This window comes from Gluconobacter sp. ESL1110 (assembly GCF_058107395.1).
Map to the genome: position 1 here is coordinate 264,685 of NZ_JBYLUK010000007.1, position 17,390 is coordinate 282,074.

The 17,390-nt window shown below is 57.6% G+C and carries 16 protein-coding genes and 1 tRNA gene; 8 read left to right on the forward strand and 9 right to left on the reverse strand.

Annotated features, from left to right (window positions below):
• Positions 1-2: 2 nt before the first annotated feature.
• From AC3B6F_RS05230 to AC3B6F_RS05240, 3 genes are all read right to left on the reverse strand, one after another.
• On the reverse strand, positions 3-1,673 hold the full coding sequence (locus tag AC3B6F_RS05230) for a PqiB family protein (RefSeq protein WP_282860129.1): 1,671 nt from the start codon (positions 1,671-1,673) through the stop codon (positions 3-5).
• Positions 1,670-3,148 carry a paraquat-inducible protein A gene (locus tag AC3B6F_RS05235; protein ID WP_489823605.1) on the reverse strand — a complete coding sequence of 493 codons (1,479 nt, stop codon included), beginning with the start codon at positions 3,146-3,148 and terminating at the stop codon, positions 1,670-1,672. Before AC3B6F_RS05235 ends, AC3B6F_RS05230 begins: the two co-directional genes overlap by 4 nt.
• Before the next feature lie 210 nt (positions 3,149-3,358).
• Positions 3,359-3,434: transfer RNA gene (locus tag AC3B6F_RS05240), tRNA-Thr, on the reverse strand.
• A 175-nt stretch (positions 3,435-3,609) separates the two neighbouring features.
• On the opposite strand from AC3B6F_RS05240, the gene AC3B6F_RS05245 reads away from it, so the two are divergent.
• Complete coding sequence (locus tag AC3B6F_RS05245) at positions 3,610-3,798, forward strand: hypothetical protein (protein ID WP_010503592.1); 189 nt, start codon at positions 3,610-3,612, stop codon at positions 3,796-3,798.
• A 6-nt stretch (positions 3,799-3,804) separates the two neighbouring features.
• On the opposite strand, the gene AC3B6F_RS05250 is transcribed toward AC3B6F_RS05245, so the two are convergent.
• The gene (locus AC3B6F_RS05250) at positions 3,805-5,031 is read right to left on the reverse strand and encodes a pyridoxal-phosphate-dependent aminotransferase family protein (RefSeq protein ID WP_489823606.1); all 1,227 of its coding nucleotides are present in this window, start codon (positions 5,029-5,031) and stop codon (positions 3,805-3,807) included.
• Positions 5,028-6,263 carry an allantoate amidohydrolase gene (locus AC3B6F_RS05255; RefSeq protein ID WP_023944582.1) on the reverse strand — a complete coding sequence of 412 codons (1,236 nt, stop codon included), beginning with the start codon at positions 6,261-6,263 and terminating at the stop codon, positions 5,028-5,030. The genes AC3B6F_RS05250 and AC3B6F_RS05255 overlap by 4 nt, the downstream gene beginning before the upstream one ends.
• A gap of 101 nt (positions 6,264-6,364) precedes the next feature.
• Between AC3B6F_RS05255 and AC3B6F_RS05260 the strand changes: the two genes are divergently transcribed.
• The gene (locus tag AC3B6F_RS05260; RefSeq protein WP_489823607.1) at positions 6,365-7,246 is read left to right on the forward strand and encodes a LysR family transcriptional regulator; all 882 of its coding nucleotides are present in this window, start codon (positions 6,365-6,367) and stop codon (positions 7,244-7,246) included.
• Positions 7,247-7,284: 38 nt separating this feature from the next.
• Complete coding sequence (locus AC3B6F_RS05265) at positions 7,285-8,850, forward strand: gamma-glutamyltransferase family protein (protein ID WP_489823988.1); 1,566 nt, start codon at positions 7,285-7,287, stop codon at positions 8,848-8,850.
• 44 nt (positions 8,851-8,894) lie between these two features.
• Here AC3B6F_RS05265 and AC3B6F_RS05270 read toward each other — a convergent pair whose 3' ends face one another.
• From AC3B6F_RS05270 to AC3B6F_RS05285, 4 genes are read right to left on the reverse strand one after another with little or no spacing between them, the layout of a single operon-like run.
• Positions 8,895-10,229 (reverse strand): AtzE family amidohydrolase, encoded by a 1,335-nt coding sequence (locus AC3B6F_RS05270; RefSeq protein WP_489823608.1) that lies wholly within the window; start codon positions 10,227-10,229, stop codon positions 8,895-8,897.
• On the reverse strand, positions 10,226-10,405 hold the full coding sequence (locus AC3B6F_RS05275) for a DUF4089 domain-containing protein (RefSeq protein ID WP_023944578.1): 180 nt from the start codon (positions 10,403-10,405) through the stop codon (positions 10,226-10,228). The genes AC3B6F_RS05270 and AC3B6F_RS05275 overlap by 4 nt, the downstream gene beginning before the upstream one ends.
• Positions 10,406-10,435: 30 nt before the next feature.
• Positions 10,436-10,819: an oxalurate catabolism protein HpxZ gene (gene hpxZ / locus AC3B6F_RS05280; RefSeq protein WP_489823609.1), complete on the reverse strand. Its 384-nt coding sequence runs from the start codon at positions 10,817-10,819 to the stop codon at positions 10,436-10,438.
• Positions 10,806-11,600 carry a DeoR/GlpR family DNA-binding transcription regulator gene (locus AC3B6F_RS05285; RefSeq protein WP_023944576.1) on the reverse strand — a complete coding sequence of 265 codons (795 nt, stop codon included), beginning with the start codon at positions 11,598-11,600 and terminating at the stop codon, positions 10,806-10,808. Before AC3B6F_RS05285 ends, hpxZ begins: the two co-directional genes overlap by 14 nt.
• A 153-nt stretch (positions 11,601-11,753) precedes the next feature.
• On the opposite strand from AC3B6F_RS05285, the gene AC3B6F_RS05290 reads away from it, so the two are divergent.
• From AC3B6F_RS05290 to nagA, 5 genes are read left to right on the forward strand one after another with little or no spacing between them, the layout of a single operon-like run.
• Positions 11,754-12,734 (forward strand): N-acetylglucosamine kinase, encoded by a 981-nt coding sequence (locus AC3B6F_RS05290; RefSeq protein WP_489823610.1) that lies wholly within the window; start codon positions 11,754-11,756, stop codon positions 12,732-12,734.
• 11 nt (positions 12,735-12,745) lie between these two features.
• Positions 12,746-13,699, forward strand: a complete 954-nt coding sequence (locus AC3B6F_RS05295) for an SIS domain-containing protein (protein WP_489823611.1) — start codon at positions 12,746-12,748, stop codon at positions 13,697-13,699.
• A 2-nt stretch (positions 13,700-13,701) separates the two neighbouring features.
• Entirely contained in the window at positions 13,702-14,988 is a 1,287-nt protein-coding gene (locus tag AC3B6F_RS05300) for a D-tagatose-bisphosphate aldolase, class II, non-catalytic subunit (RefSeq protein ID WP_489823612.1), read from the forward strand.
• Positions 14,985-16,265, forward strand: a complete 1,281-nt coding sequence (gene gluP / locus AC3B6F_RS05305; protein ID WP_489823613.1) for a glucose/galactose MFS transporter — start codon at positions 14,985-14,987, stop codon at positions 16,263-16,265. Before AC3B6F_RS05300 ends, gluP begins: the two co-directional genes overlap by 4 nt.
• Entirely contained in the window at positions 16,262-17,371 is a 1,110-nt protein-coding gene (nagA, locus tag AC3B6F_RS05310) for an N-acetylglucosamine-6-phosphate deacetylase (protein ID WP_489823614.1), read from the forward strand. Before gluP ends, nagA begins: the two co-directional genes overlap by 4 nt.
• The last annotated feature ends 19 nt before the right edge of the window (positions 17,372-17,390 follow it).

Genomic DNA, 17,390 nt, shown 5'->3' on the forward strand with positions numbered 1-17,390 from the left:
GGTCAGTTCCTGCGGCCGGTAATAAGTGCGGAAGGATGGTGGTCCAGATAATCTGTCAGAAGACGCAGGGACCGAGCCATCTGTGTCATCTGGGTGATCATCCCCTGAAGGCTGCGATGAAAGTCCGTATCACCACCATAGGCTCCGAGAAGGGACTGAGCGTTATTCATCGTTCCCTGCAGAGATGCCAGAAGCTCCGGCAGGTGCTGGTTGGCATTCTTGGTCAGCGTATCCAGATGCTGAAGAGAATTGCGCAACGCTACGAGAGACTGCGTCACTTCACGACTGTTCAGTCGCCCGTCAGCATGAGCAATCAGATCATTGACGTGCTCCCCGATCTGGGTGAGCGGCATCGCAGCAATCTTGTCCGTAATCGTCGAGACGGAATCCATAATGCCATCAACCCCGCCTGGCTGGCTCGGCATGATTGCAACATCGCCTTCGTAGGTCAGTGCCAGAGGAGGGGCATTCTTGACGAACTGGAGCCCAATCATGGACTCTCCCGTCAGGAAGCTGGCACTCTGCACCGATGCTCGCATGCCATTAGCCACAAAAGCCGCAAGATATTCCTTGGCCTGTGCGAGTTGGCTCTCTTTCCATTCCGGCATCATACGCTCGGGTTCGATCTGCATTTCCACCCGAACGCGCGGCTTATCCTGCGGCGAAGGAATCTGCAGCTTGACGGCCGTAACCGTTCCCACCTGCAACCCGAACATGCTGACTTGGCTACCGGCTGCAAGACCCTTTACAGACGTATCGATGTAAGTGGCGACACGCAGGCGCTGATGATAACGCGCGCTGTCTGCGTCTTCCTGACTCGTATACAGCTTGAAAACGGAATTGGCTGGCGCGACAGGCGCGGCAAGCTCCCGACGACGATCAGGTAACCCGAACGCAACACCGCCAGAGAACAGCGCCTGAATGGACTGCATCTGCACCTTCAGACCACCGGCACCGAGCCCAACCTGAATACCCGACACATTCCAGAACCGACTGTCTGTCCGCAGGTAATGGTCATAAGGCGCCTTGACGAAAACCTGTATGACGATGGGCCCCTCTCCGCCGGGAGGCATCGTGTAGCCAAGAACTTCGCCAACAGGAACATCACGGAAGAAGACTGGAGCCCCCTGCCCCAGCGAGCCAAGAGCAGGTGACACCAGCCAGAATGTCGTTCCAGGCTGATCAGAACGCACTCCAGGAACCGCTTCAAGCCCCCGGAACTCCGTTTGGTAATGCCCATTGGGCGTTCCAGGATCAATGGCGATGTAGGCACCGGAAATCAACGTATCCAGACCTGTGATGCTCGCTCCGTTGATCCGGGGACGAACAACCCAGAATCGTGTGTTGTCTGTCAGGATATGAGCGCTGTTAGCATTCATCTGAACTTTGACGTTCACATGCCGCATGTCTTTGCTCAGGGTAATTTCCTGAACCGTACCCAAAGTCACAGCTTTATTCTTCACCTGCGTCTGACCTGGCGTCAGCCCGTCAGCCGTATCGAAGGTGATTGTGATTTCCGGACCGCGCGTCGCAAAATGCTTCCAGGCAAGCCATCCGGAGATGAGAATTGCCAGCACGGGAATCAGCAGGATCAGAGAAAAGCGGGTACGACGCACCGGAGCTTCCTCCGGCAATGCCGGCTGCTGCCCGCGATCATTTCGGGAATCGCTCACGCGCGTTCAGACTCCATATGAAGGGTATCGGAAGACGGGGCAGGCCCATCAGGAATCGGTGCATCCGGAAGAATCTGCCCAGCAGCATCCTCAGGCACAGACTGGTTCAGCCCGGCCGCATCCCACATGCTCCGCGGATCAAACAGTTCAACCGCAAAAATTGTGAGAATAACCACGAGCGCAAAACAGATCATGCCAGGGTCGGCTGTGACATTAGCCAGAAAAGCGAAATGCACCACAGCGCAAAGAATAGAAATCATGAACACGTCGATCATCGACCATCGGCCAATGATATCCACCAGACGATACAGTTTCCCAAGCAGCGGAAGCTGCCAGCGAGATCTGAGCTTGGTACTGATAATCATGAAGCTCAGTGCCAGAATCTTTAGAACCGGTACGGTAATGCTGGCAAACAGCACCAGCAGCGAAAGCGGGATCATTCCCGCCTGCCAGAGTTCAATCACACCACTGATGATCGTACTCGGCGCGCCATGCCCCACTTTCGTATAAGTCATGACGGGCAGCATGTTTGCCGGAATATAAAAGATAATGCCCGCAACCAGAAAGCAACTCGCAGAGGCCAAACTCTGGCGCTTTCTGCGACGAAGGATCTGGTCACAGCGAGGGCAGTCCCCCATATCCGCTTCCTGCGGAACCGCATGATCGAAGGCTACGACCAACCCACAGGCATGACAGGAGAGCATGTGTTCTACCGGAGGCAACGGGTCTTTATGCGCATCGAGTTGCGCAACGTTCAGCACCTTGCCGCGGTGACCATCTACCCTTTTGCGCAAATCCCGGTTGTTCCAGATCAGCTCATCATCAAAAGTGGAATCCATCGCCGCCATGGTCAGCATCAGGCCACCAAGAAGATAAACGCCCGGCTGTAAATCTACGAGAGCAAGGTCAACCAATTTGGTATAGGCGACGAGCACACCCAAAACATACACTTCCACCATCGACCAGCCTCGCAGACGATCGTACCAGGTCAGAAGTCTAGGGGCCCAGTCCGGCATATGAGGCCGCGAAGCGCCGTAAAGAACAGCCGCCATTAGAACAATCACAACGCCGGGCATAGCCAGTGTTGTAAGCCCCACGAGGAGGCTCATGGTATTATACCCTTGGTAGCTCAGCTCTATCGGGCCCGACATCAGGGCGACTGTATTTTCCCGCCCATAAACATTCAGGGTCATGAGCGGACTGATCAACAAAGCCACATATAAAGCAGCAGATGCCACACAGAACGCCGCAGGAGCCCCGATGACGGATGTTTTTCGACGACGGACAATCTGTGATCCGCACCGCTGACATTCCGCCAAAAACCCGGGTTTTAGCTTCGGAACACGCTGGAATAGGCCGCAGACCGAACACTCATGCAGCCCCTCTACAACGTGAAGAGAGTCGTGAGGCTTCTGGGACGTCCGGGAAAGATTGACGGCATTTTGCCAGAGGCGCTTGTGAAAACGGTCAGTCATGACGCTCCTACCCTAGCGCATGGAGCCATCAGAGGACAGTGCAGCACGCAACATCATGGCTTACGCATCAGGATGCGAAGATCAAGGTAGGACCATTTCGTACGATTTGCACGCTGCGGAAGGATTATTTTTGAAATAATATGACAAAATTCAGCTATTGCAGCACTTGGCACTGCTAGAGTGAGGCTGAATTTTTGAGGAAGACCTCGATGGTGCCGGAGAAGAGATTCGAACTCCCGACCCCATCATTACGAATGACGTGCTCTACCAGCTGAGCTACACCGGCGCACCATCGAGGTAGGCGCGTTCTAGCGGACGATTTTTTTCTTGGCAAGCCCTGAAAAGGGAAAAATTACTTACATTTCGTGAAAACGGCGCTGCTTTGGCGCAGAGTTGGGGAAACCGGCCCGCCTAGCCTGCGTACACCTGAAACAGCAACGCGCTTTTCAGGAGGCATCCTCATGCCACGCGGAGATAAGTCGGCCTATACGGACAAGCAGAAACGGCAGGCTCAACATATCGAAGAAAGCTATGAAGAACGCGGCGTTTCGGAGAAAGAAGCCGAACGCCGCGCCTGGGCCACCGTCAACAAGGAAAGCGGTGGCGGCAAGAAAAGTGGTTCAGGTCGGAAGAACCACCCTAAGACATAATGCCCTTCAGGCTGCGTCCCACGCCGCACGCGCGGCATCGACACCAGCACCACGCGGCAGGCTGACGCCCTCACCCGCGAGCACCGCCTCGAAGGCAGAGAGCGTGAGCAGCACCTTGTGCTTCTGCGCATTCACGCCCATGGCACCAATCCGCCAGATCTTGCCTGTCAGCGGACCAAAAGAGGATACGATCTCGATCTCGAAATCCTTGCGCATCAGTTCCCGGACGCGCGCATTGTCCACACCCTCTGGCACCCACACACCTGTCACATTTGCCATGCGCGTTGCATCGTCACCATAAACACGCAGGCCCATCGCCCGCAGACCAGCCACCATGGCGCGTCCGGCACGGGTATGACGCTCAATCCGCACCTGCACACCTTCCTCAACCACAATCCTGGCGGCTTCGCGCGAGGCATAAAGCATGGAGGTCGCTTCGGTGTGATGGTTCATCCGGGCCGGAGACCAGTAATTCATCAGCATCGCCAGATCGAAATAGTTCGACTGGATGACCGGTCCATCGCCCTGTGGCTGACCTGTCGCAATCCCGGCCTCATCATGGCGACGACGCAAAATGGCCTCTACGGCACGGTCAGAGAGCGTGATGGGCGCGGAGCCCGGCGGCCCACCAAGGCACTTTTGCAGACCTGCCGTGGCGACGTCGATGTTCCACGCGTCCGTCTTGAACTCCATGCCGCCCAGCGTTGCCGTCGCATCCACGTAGAACAGTACGTTATGGCGACGGCAGATGGCGCCGATTTCAGCGAGTGGCTGGGCTGTCGTCGTGGACGTATCACCGTGCACTGCCGCGACCAGTCCCGGCTGGTGTTCAATGATCGCCGCTTCAACCGCGGCCGGATCGACAACCTGCCCCCATTCAACATCAATTGTGCAGGGAATACCGCCACACCGATGAACGATTTCCGTCAGCAACAGACCGAACCGGCCAATTCGCGGAATCACAACCTTCATGCCCGGTGAAACCAGCGACACCAGAGCTGCCTCGATTGCGGAACGGGCCGAACCATTGACCAGCAGCGTCCAGTGGTTCTTCGTCTGAAACACTTCCCGATACAGCGCCATGGTTTCGTCCATGTATGCCGTCATTTCCGGGTCCATCTGCCCGATCACATCCGTTGCCATGGCCCGCAGGATACGCGGATGAACGTTGGCTGGCCCAGCACCCATCAGTAGGCGCGAGGGAGGATCAATCTGGGAGTAAGTCAGGCTCATGACTGGAATTCCTTGACGAAAGCAAGCAGGGCGCGGTGGGCGAGTTCGACATCCTCCACAAGCACCGTTTCATCCGGATGGTGGCTCAACCCACCCGGACTGCGAATGAACAGCATACCCATCGGGCAAAATCCCGTCATGACCATGCTGTCATGTCCTGCACCACTCAGAAGTTGAGGAGCGGGTTGCCCGGTTACTTTTTCAATGGCGCTGGCAAACTGACCCATAATTTCTGGAGAGCAAGCTGAAGCCGCGAGTTCCTGCGGTGCGGTAAATGAAACGTCCAGTCCACGGCGTTCGGCAATCTGCCGGATATCGGCATGGATCTCTTGCACGAGACTGTTCCGCACATCATCGGAAGCTGCACGCATATCCAGCGAGAACCACACATCGCCAGGAATGACATTGGACGTGTTGGGAGCAATATCCATCTGCCCGACAGTCGCCATCTGATTTCCTGTCCCTGCAGCACCGCGCTTCTCAACCGCCAAAATCATTTCGGCGGCCCCGGCCAGAGCGTCCCGGCGCAGAAGCATGGGCGTCGTCCCGGCATGATCAGCCTGTCCTTTGACGACCACACGCTGGCGCGTCTGTGCAGCAATCGCCGTTACAACGCCCAAGGGCCTGTCAGCCGCTTCGAGGCATGGTCCCTGTTCGATATGAGGTTCAATGAACGCCAGAATCTCTTCCGGGCGACGCGCAGCCTCTTTCAACCTTGCCGGATCGAGACCGTATGCAATCATAGCCTCTGAAACAGTCATGCCATGCGCATCCGTCACCCCTTGCGGGGCTGACGTGATCGATCCTGTCACCGTGCGGGAGCAGATCATGGGGATTGGAAAGCGGGAGCCTTCCTCATCCCCAAAGCCAATGACTTCGATGGGAAACAACAGGCGCTCATTATTGTCATGCAGTGCAGAGACCAGTTCAATTCCAAGCATCACGCCCAGATTGCCATCAAAGGCTCCACCATTGCGCACGGTATCCAGATGAGAGCCGATCACAAGCGCCGGTGAAGCCGGATCTGTTCCTTCATATCGGCCGATCAGATTGCCAACGGCGTCCGTCCGAACAGACATTCCCGCCTCTTCCATCCAAATCTGGACCTGGGCGAGCGTATGTCGATAGGATGTTCCGAGCCAGTAACGGAAAAGCTGACCCGCCATCTCGCTGAAAGGGGGTTCAACAAGGGTACGACACCGTTGAACGGCGCGGGCTCCGTGAACTGTCATTCTGTCTCCGCCGGAAGGAAATCATGTCTTGCAGGAACTGTGCGCTCATAACGGAATCAGATCAAGTTGACCGCGTGATAAAACTACCCTCACATATTCGCATGAAAGATCAAACGTATCTTGATCCCATGCATCTGCGTTCATTTCTGGCTGTCGCAGAAACCCTGCATTTCACATCTGCGGCCCAGACGCTTGGTTTCAGCCAGTCCACCATCAGCCAGCATGTCAGCCGGCTTGAGGAACAGCTTGGAACGCGCCTACTTGCTCGCAGTACGAAGGCTGTAAGGCTCACGGACGACGGGATGGCCCTTGTCTCGCTGGGCCAGAGACTGTTGCAGGTTGAAAGCAACCTGTTTGCCTATTTTCGGAAGGGAATCCCACGCGGCACGATTCGTCTGGGCGTCACGGAAGACCTGCTCCTGACGCGATTTCCCGAAATCCTGGGGACGTTCCGTGCCGCCCATCCGTCCCTTCAGATCACCATGACCGTTGGCCTCAGCGCGTCGTTGACGCGCCTGTTGGAAAACGACGAAATCGATCTGCTTTGTGGGATGCGTCGATCTTCTGAAACGCATGGCCAGAAGCTCTGGACGGAAGAATTGAGATGGTTTGGACCGGAAGAAACCCTGCCAGAAAAAGGCGCATCCCTCCCCCTCGTGACTTTTCCTGAAGGCAGCGTCACGAGGCGTCTTGCCATTGAGGCCCTCAATCGTGCTGGGCAATCCTGGCATATTGCTTTCACCAGCAGCAATCTCAGCGCCATTCTTGCTGCGGTGCGCGCTGGCTATGGCGTCACAGCTCAACCCAGCTTCCTTAGCGGAACCGATGGCCTCTCCGTCTACCAGCCTGACAATCTACCCCCTATTCCGGACGTCGATTTTATCGCCGCGACGCGCCATCAAACAGCACAGGGGCCGGAAGACCTCCTGATTCGAACGCTGTGTGACCACATTTCCCGCCTTCGTCCCATCCCTCTCTCATGACGGTATTTCCCATGCAGACACCCAATTCTCTCCGCGGGATGGTGACATCTCCTCACCATCTGGCCAGTCAGGCGGGCCTTGATGTTCTGAAAGATGGCGGTACAGCCATTGAAGCTGTGGTCGCAACCGCCGCGGCCCTGGCCGCTGTCTATCCGCACATGACTGGTCTCGGCGGGGATGGGTTCTGGGTAATTTCATATCCCAATGGAAAAACGATCGCGATTGATGCGTGTGGTCGCCTCGCGCGCAACGCAACGCTTGATCTTTATGCACAGGCTGGACACAGCATCATTCCCTGGCGTGGTGGTCTGGCAGCAAATACGGTTGCGGGAACGGTCTCTGGCTGGGAAGCCGCACTGAAGGAGAGCGCAGGACATCAGCCCAATCTGCCCCTTGAGCGGCTTCTGCGCGATGCCATTCATTATGCCAGCACAGGGCGCGTGGTTTCCGAGAGTGAAGCGGGTCTTCTCAAGTCAAAACAGGCTGAACTGTCTGGGGATCCAACCTTCCGCGCTACCTGCCTTCCGGGGGATGCCCCATGGGTAGAAGGAAGCATTCAGACATCTCCTTTCCTTGCCGCAACGCTTCGCAGTCTTGTGCAACATGGCCTACGGAGCTTCTATGAAGGCGATCTGGCAAAGGGGATGGCCGCCGATCTTGAAGTCGCAGGCAGCCCTCTCCGTCTGGACGACTTTCTGACTCATCAAGCCGAAGTCAAAGCCCCTCTGGAAGTCCAGACTTCTTTGGGCACGCTTTATAATATGGCGCCTCCCACACAGGGCGCAGCGTCGCTGTTAATTCTGGCCCTGGAAGACCGCCTCCCCCATCATGACGGACCGGAAACCTTTGAACATCTGCATGGGTTGATCGAGGCCACCAAGCAGGCCTTCCGGTATCGCAATCGCGAGATTGACGGACGCTCTACCGCTGAAGCCGACATTCGCGCTCTTCTGGCAGATCAGAACGCCTTGGATGGCATGGCTGCCCGTATTTCGATGACCGAAGCCTTCCCCTGGACCGAAGAAACCCAGTGGGGCGATACGACGTGGATGGGCGCGATTGACAGCAACGGCGTCGCAGTCAGCATGATCCAAAGTCTGTATTTTGAGTTCGGTTCTGGTGTAATGCTGCCCCAAAGTGGTCTGTTCTGGCAGAACCGCGGTTCATCTTTCCGTCTCAAACCCTCAGGCTGGAACTGCCTGCTTCCGGGTTCCAAACCATTCCATACCCTGAATCCTGCCGCTGCTCGCCTGAACGACGGACGCACAATGGTTTACGGAACAATGGGTGGGGAAGGACAGCCACAGACGCAGGCTGCCATTTTCAGCCGATATGCACGCTATGGGGTGCCATTGCAGGAGGCCATTTGCCGTCCGCGCTGGCTGCTTGGCCGGACATGGGGCGAAGAAAGCACGTCCCTGAAACTGGAGCCGGGTTTTGCGCCGGAGGTCGTACAGGCGCTCCACAAAGCTGGTCACGTCATTGAAGAACTTCCCGCTCTGTCCTCTGTCATGGGACATGCGGGTGCGATCGTTCGCCACAGCAATGGACGTTTTGAAGGGGCGACAGACCCGAGAAGTGATGGGGCTGTCGCAGCCTGGTAAAATTGGCAGGAGAGCCGCCTCAATGAGGGCTCTCTTTTTAATCCTCAGGCCAGACGAGCAACGGCGCTGCCGTCCCGTTCCAGGGACTCGCCCAGAGCCAGAAGCAAGTCTTCCCGGCCAGGGCGCGCAATAAGTTGTGCCCCCAACGGAAGGGCCGCCGTCTTCATAGGGACCGTCAGAACCGGGAAACCCGCCAGTGTAAGCGGCTGGGTATAAAGCCCAAGGTTCGCGCGTGCCGAGACCATCTTGCCCCCCACCTCAATCAAAGGCTGATCGAAACGCGGCGCTTCACCCACAACGGCTGGAGCCAGCAGGATATCCGCATCCGCAAAAGCCTCATGCATCCGGGCACGGAACCAGTTCCGCAGACGATGGGCCTGAAAAATCAGGGATGCGGGCAAAAGCGCACCTGCCAGAAGGCGATCGCGAACGGCGGGATCGTAATCCTGCGCCTGGGTGCGCAACCGATGCAGATGAAGAGCCGCACCTTCCGATGCACTGATGACGAATGCCGACGCCCGCGCACGGGCCACTTCCGGCAGTTCGACTGTTTGTGTTGCACCCAGACGCTCGCCCAATGCGTCCACAGCATCTGCCATCGGAGCCGACATGTTCTCCGCGAACCATCCGCCCAGACGAGCCACTTTCAGCGCCCCAACATCGACAGGAGCGTTTTCGGTCTGAACCAGCGCTTCAAAACAGGCGCGCAGACCGCTCGCACTGTCGGCAAACGGGCCAACAGTGTCGAGGCTGGCGACAAACGGATAACTCCCCTCAATAGGAAGCCGTCCCTGCGTCGCACGGAGTCCCCAGATTCCGCACAGCGAAGCCGGAACACGAATGGACCCGTTCGTGTCGGATCCCAGCCCCAGAGAGAACAGACGCGCCGCCACGCCAGCGGCGGACCCACCCGAAGATCCACCCGCCAGATGATCCGGCGCGTGCGGATTCCGCGTGACGCCATGATGAGCGTTGTCCGTTGCAAACCCGTAGGCGAACTCGTCCATATTCGTCAGCGCGACAGGAATGGCGCCCGCATCAATCAGGCGCGTGACAAGCGCAGCATCCCGCGTAGCAGGCGGATCATTGGCTAGAACTTTCGATCCAGCCGTTGTCACCTGACCGGCCACATCGAACAGATCCTTGATCCCGAACGGCACACCTGCCAGAGCACCCGGATCACGACCTTCCGCAACAGCAGCATCCACCGCAGCCGCAGCCGCCAGGGCACGATCCGTCAACGGCCGCGTAACGCAATTCAGGCGCTCATCGCGCTGGGCAATATCCGCGAAGACGGCTTTGGTGACTTCAGTCGCAGAAATGTCGCCACCCCGAACCTTTGCGGCGATATCCAGCGTCCGGAACTGCAGACCGCTCATGGCTCGTACTCGAAAGCTGGCTCAAGTCGGTCGGACAGGTCCATGCCCTCAATCAGCGTCGCGTACGACCGCAGAAGGTCGAGGTTTATACGCACGCCCTCATGGAATTCGGTAGGAATCGCAAGCCCGTTAGCGGCGGCAAGGACCTTGATTTCGGTATCTTCTGACAGGCTCATGACGCCACTTTCGCTCCTTTAGAGGCAATCTCAGGATATGTCTGCCATCAGGGAAACATGGGCAGCGAGAATTTTCCAGCCGTTCTGTGTGCGAAACCATGTCTGACTCTGACGGCCAATTTTCGTGCCGCCCTTTCGCTGGAACTCCAGATCCACGACAGCCGCATCTTGGCCGATCGTTGTAATCACACGCCGCAGAACATCTCGTGAGGGCGAACCGCCGGGCCGCTTCTTTCGGAACTCACGAATTTCCTCAATGCCGTACAGATTTTCGCCAACGCCATAACGAACTGTCTCTGGTCCAGCGTAAAAGAGATCATCCAGCGTCTGAAGATCGTTTTCTCCGAGCGCCTTTTCATAAAGATCAGCCAGAGGCTCAACTTCCGCTATAATCCGCGGATCATTCAGTGTCATCGCTGTTTCCTTCTGCATGCCCGGCAAGAACAAGCTTGTGCCCGCGCTCCCGCAACGCCTGAACCTGTCCTGGGTCCAGTTCCGTATCCGTAAAGACGCAGGACACCTGGTCCAGATGTCCAACCTTGTAGGTAGAACGACGCCCGAACTTCATACTGTCTACGAGAAGGAAGCACTCTTCCGTACGCCGCATCATGGCAGCGTTCAGACTGGCTTCCTCACCATCCGGGGTCGAAATCGTATCGTCAGGTTGTACGGCACTGGCACCAAGAAACACCTGATCGAACCAGAGATTTTCGATGGCCTGTTCCGCCAGAATCCCCACAAGGCTACGGTTTGCATGACGCAGACGGCCACCCAGAAGGATCATTTCGACGCCTTCAACTCCACTCAGCGCCTCTGACACCGTGATGTTGTTAGAAAAAACCGTAAGGGGCATCGGGTCGATCCGCAGACGCCGGGCGAGCTGCAATACCGTCGTTCCAGCATCGAAAAAGACCGCCGAACCGCGCTTCAGACAGGAAAAAGCCTCATCCGCAATGGCGCGCTTATGATCCAGAGCCTGATTTTCGCGGGTTTCAAACGCCACTTCACGATCAACGGACTCGGCGAGGGACGCCCCACCATGCGTCCGGATGACGATGCCCTGCTCTTCCAGTCGCTGGAGATCACGCCTGATCGTTGCAAGCGATGCATCGACCTGCTCGGCCAGTTCGTGAACGCCAGTCATGCCGTTCAGATAAAGATAGTGACGAATCTGCGTCAGACGGTCGGAAGCCAAGGTCGCTCTCCCCTGTGGGCCATGACGCAGCCACTCTAGTCACGCTCAGGCTTTTTGGGAAGCACGCATGAAATGATCGAAATTGGAACGTTTCGATCACAAAGATGACTTGACATGACCGCGTTACGACCGGTCATATCGGAAAAGGATCAAATGGCCCCGGAAAGTTTTGCCGTGACTGAACCCTGTATCGCAGCGATTGACGGTGGCGGCAGCAAGACCCTTCTTGTGGTGCTCAACTCTGACGGCGCAATCGCTAATGTTGAGCAGACCGGTGGCACAAATCCGTTCGATCAGCCGCTCTGGCGGGACCGTTTGACGGGATTGCTCAAGTTACTTCCCACCTCGACACAGGCCGTTGGTCTGGGACTTGCAGGTTACGGTGAAAGCGCAACACTCTGCGCACGGCAAGAAGATGCTGTGTCGGAGAGTCTTGGCAAAATCCCCTATTCCCTGACGAACGATGTGGATATGGCCTGTTCCGCTGCTTTTGGTGGCGAACCTGGGGTACTTGTCCTGTCTGGTACTGGTTCCATGGCCTGGGCCTCGGATGGGCGAGGTCAACATTGCCGCGTTGGCGGATGGGGAAGCCTGTTTGGTGATGAAGGAAGCGCCTATCAGATCGGCCGCAATGCTCTAACGCTTCTGACCCATATTCTTGATGGCCGAAACACGCAGGATTCCGTTTTTCTGAAACCATTTTGCAAGGCCATGGGTCTGCCCTCGGATCCAAAGCTCTGCACCCCTGCCCTTCTTGAGTGGTACGGCAATCTGGAGCATCCGCGTTCCGCCGTTGCTGCCTTGGCACGCCATGTTTCGACATTGGCTGAAAACGGCTGCACACCCGCTGCGGCCCTTCTGAATACTGCCGCAGCCGAACTGGCCGTGCATATTCGGGCGGCACGCACCAAAATGCCGGACGTAGAACTGCCCTGGAGCTACGCGGGGGGCACGCTTCAAAGTCCGTTCCTGCGCAACGCCATCGCGGCGCAGTGCGGTACGCCTGTCTCTCCGCTTTTACCTCCTATCGGCGGCGGTCTCCTGACTGCGGCCCGTCAAGCTGGATGGGCGCCTGACGCGTCCTGGATCACATCTCTTGCTCGCACGCTTGGCGCTGCGGGTCTTGGCTCCTGAAAGGCTCTCTCATGAACGCTACCGAACGCGGTATTCGCGAACAATTTCCTCTCTGGAACAAGGTGGACATGCGGGATGTCCACCCGGACCCTGAAACCGTGACGGTCGTTGTTGGCTGTGGCACATCCGTCCATATTGCGGACTCTATTGCCGCCAGCCTGAACGCACACGGAGTGTTCTCCCGCGCTGTCGCGGGCAATGAATGGACCCGTCGCCCGCAGGACTACGTGCCCTCAAACATTCGCCCGAACATTCTAGCGCTTTCCCGCAGTGGTGAATCCACCGAAACCGTTGCCGCTGCCATCGAAAGCCGCAAGAACGGACTGCACGTCACGGCGTTCACCTGTGCGGAAGACACGAGTCTGGAAAAGAACGCGGACGAGACCGTTCTGGCTGAAACGCACGCTGAAGAAGGGATCGTCATGACGGCGTCGGCCAGTCTGATGCTGTTGATGGGCCTGCGTTATGCGGGTATTGCCGTTACGCCGGAGACGACGAAGGCTGCCGAGGAGCTCCTTAACGAGGCTGACCCACAGCTCAAGGCCCTGATCGAAGACCGGTCCCATTTCGTGTTTCTAGGCGCTGGTGCGCTTTATGGTGTTGCACGCGAAGGTTCCCTGAAGCTTCAGGAAATGAGCCTGAGCCAGACGGAAGCGCATCACCCGCTGGAATACCGTCACGGCCCGATCAGCCTGATTGATGACAGTTCCCTCGTCGTGTTCCTGTACCACCCGGACACGCTGGAAGAAGAGAGCATTCTGGCCAAGGATCTGATGGCTAAGGGCGCCCGCGTTCTGGGCCTTGGTGGTCCTGGCACAGTCTCTCTCTGCGTCAAGGAAGGCGCGGATGTGCGCCCATTGATCGTTCTGCCCGTGCTGCAGCTTTTCGGTGAATATGTCGCCCGCTCCAAGGGCCTTGATACCCTGGCACCGCGTCACCTCACCAAAGTCGTGACGATCGCCTGATCATGAGCATTTCTCCCTTTCTGAACCTCGTCAAACAGGCCCATGACCCAGCCGTTCCCGCAGCACAGCGCAAGGGTCTGGCCTCCGTCTGCTCCGCGCATCCGCTGGTGCTGGAAGCCGCATTGCAGCGCGCGGCCAGAACCGGTCGGCCTGTCCTGATCGAGGCGACCTGCAATCAGGTCAATCAGGATGGGGGTTATACTGGCATGACCCCGGCAGATTTCCGGGATCTTGTGCTGGGCATTGCTGCGAAGGTCGGCTGCCCGGCACATCTTGTTCTCCTTGGTGGTGACCATCTTGGGCCCAATCCATGGAAATCCCTGCCCCCGCAGGAGGCCATGGAGAAGGCCCTGACCATGATTGAAGCCTTTGCGAAAGCGGGCTTCGTCAAACTGCATCTCGATGCCAGCATGGGCTGTGCGGGCGAACCGGTTGCGCTGTCCGATGAAACTGTTGCCGAACGCGCCTGCGCCCTTGCACAGCGCGCTGAAAGCGCGGCTCCCGGTCAGGCCGTCTATATCATCGGAACAGAAGTACCTGTTCCAGGCGGTGCGGCTGAGGCTCTGGATCATCTGGAGCCGACCTCTCCGGACGCTGCCACGGCCACACTTCAGGTTCACGAAACGCTGTTCCGCCGCGTTCTGGGCAATGACGTCTGGAACCGTGTGATCGGGCTTGTCGTTCAGCCGGGCGTGGAATTCGGTGTGGAAGATGTCGTGATTTACGACCGGCCACGCGCGCAATCCCTCTCGGCCACGCTGAACAGGATGCCGGGCCAAATCTTCGAAGCTCATTCGACAGATTATCAGCCCCTCGCCGCCCTGCGCGCACTTGTAGAAGACGGCTTCCTGCTCCTGAAGGTCGGACCAGGCCTGACCTTTGCCCTGCGTGAAGCCCTGTATGGGCTGGACAGCATCCGCTCTGTCCTTTTGCCGCAGCAGGAAAGCCTGCGGGCGGTCATGGAACGGATCATGACGCAGCAGCCTACACAATGGCGTGGCCATTACGAAGGCACGGATAGCAAGCTCGCCATTCTCCGTCACTATGCTTATAGCGACCGCATCCGCTATTACTGGCCTCAGCCGGATGCGGAAGCAGCTGTTGAAACGCTTCTGTGCCAGCTTGAGGAAACAGGGCTGCCAGATCCGCTTCTGAGCCAGTTCCTGCCTGTGCAGTACGAAAAAATCCGCGACGGACTGCTTCCACGACATCCGCGCGCACTCATTCTTTCCGCAATCGACACAGTTCTTGGCCTGTACGATCAGGCCTGTGGAGCCGAAGTGACATGAACCGTTCCCCGGACAGCCTGACTGGCTCATACGGCCTTGGTCCACTTGGTGTTGCCGCCGCCATCTTCTTCATGATGGGTTTTGTGACCTGGCTGAACGGGCCGCTGATCTCATTTGTCCGGGTTGCGTTCTCCCTGGGAGACGTCAGCGCCTTTCTGGTGCCTCTGGTCTTCTACCTGTCGTATTTCCTGTTCTCCATTCCCGCATCATTTGTCGCCCGGTCACTAGGTTTGCGCCGTGGCCTATCCGGGGCTCTGGTTTTGTGTGCGGCGGGCGTGGCTCTGTTCGGGCAGTTCGTCTCCATGCGCATTTATGGCGGCGCACTGGCCGGGCTTCTGGTGCTGGGTTCAGGCCTTGCGCTGATGCAGGTCGTCATCAACCCGCTGGTCAGTCTGCTTGGTCCGTCCGAACGGGCTGCCCAGCGTATCTCCATCATGGGTGTCTGCAATAAATTCGCCGGTATTCTGGCACCCATCGTACTGGCCACAGTCGTCATGGGCGATATCGGGAATGTCGCGGAGAACGCACAGCTTGCTGCAACGCCAGAAGCACGAGACGCCATTCTGAACAGCTTTGTTCATGCCATTTATGCGCCGTATATGAGCATGGCTGTCGTTCTGATGGTGGCTGCGGCGGGCGTGGTTTTCTTCCCCCTGCCAGAACTTCAGGCCCCCTCCCTTCCAAGCGTGAGCGGAAGCAGGGAAAAGATTTTCCGGCCGCATCTCGTCTTCGGCATTGCGGCCATGTTCCTCTATGTCGGCATCGAAGTCATGGCCGGTGACGCCATCGGGACATACGGGCAGGGTTTTGGTCTTCCACTAAGTCAGACCAAGTTCTTCACCTCCCTGACCCTCGCCGGAATGCTGGCGGGGTATGTTGCCGGGTTCGTCGTTGTTCCACGCATTATCACACAGGAACGCTTTCTTGAGTTCTCCTGCATTGGCGGCTGCATCCTGACCATTGCGGCCTTCCTGACGCATGGTTACCCCTCGGTGCTCTGCGTCGCTCTGCTGGGTGCCACAAACGCCATGATCATGCCGACGATCTTCCCGATTGCCATTCGGGGTGCTGGCCCATGGACACCACTAGCCTCGGCCCTGCTCGTCATGGCGTATAGCGGTGGCGCGATCATTCCGCAGATCTATGTTCTGCTGAAGCCCTATGTCGGCTTTCAGGCGATGTTTGCACTCCTCGTCCTGCCATCCTATCTCGCAGTTCTTTTCTACGCCCGCCGTTACGGACAGACGGGCCTCCTGCCACTGGACCAGAAAAAATGACCTCTCATCTCGATGGTAACCTCGTTCTCCGTGATCGCATTGTTCCGGGACGTGTCACCTTCGACAGCCATATCCGTGATCTGGAACCTCTGAAAAACGCCGGGAAGCGCTATATTCTTCCCGGCTTCATTGATGGGCATGTTCATGGTGGTGGCGGCGCTGACACCATGGATGGTGTTGAGGCTATTGAGACTCTGGCCCGCTTTCATATGACCCACGGCACAACCACCATTTTGCCAACGACCATCACTGCGCCATGGGACGACGTCATAAGCGCCCTGAAGGCTGTGGCAGAAGTCTGTGAACGCGGTATCGAGAACGGGCCGCGCATTCATGGCGCGCATCTGGAAGGGCCGTTCGTCAGCCCGCACAAACTCGGTGCACAACCTCCGTTCGCAATTCCCCCCTCTCCCGACAAAGTTCAGGACGCGATTGCAACGGGATGTGTTCGTGTCGTCACTCTCGCACCCGAACTTGAACATGCCGAAAGCGCAATGCGCAGTTTCGCTCAGGCTGATGTGCGCGTCAGTCTCGGCCATACTACGACGGACCATGATGGGGCGGAGCGCGCTATCTGTCTGGTGTGCGGTGCTGGCGGCACGATTGGTGCGACGCATCTCTTCAACGCCATGTCTCCCATTGAAGGGCGCAAGCCTGGTCCCGTTACGGCGCTGATGTGCAGTGACACGGCTTATGCCGAGATGATTTTCGATACGCATCATGTTCATCCCGCCAGTTTCCGTCTGGCATCACGCGTGATGGGAGATCGCCTTCTGTTCGTAACAGACGCTATGCGGGGCACGGGGAAACCGGAAGGACCAAGCAGTCTGGGTGGACAGGATGTGCTCATTCAGGATGGTGTTGTTCGTCTGCCAGGCGGCTCTTTGGCGGGTAGTGTGCTCACACTCGATCAGGCCTTGCGCAATGCCGTCCAGGCCGGAAAATCCCTGCCGGAAGCAGCAAAACTCGTCAGCACCAATGCGGCAGCCTATCTGGGACTGCATGATCGAGGCATGATTTCTCCTGAATTTTTGGCAGATTTCACGATTCTGGATGAAAATCTACGCGTTACGGAAGTCTGGGTGGACGGAAAAAGGACCCACTGAGCCTTTACCGTCATTGTTC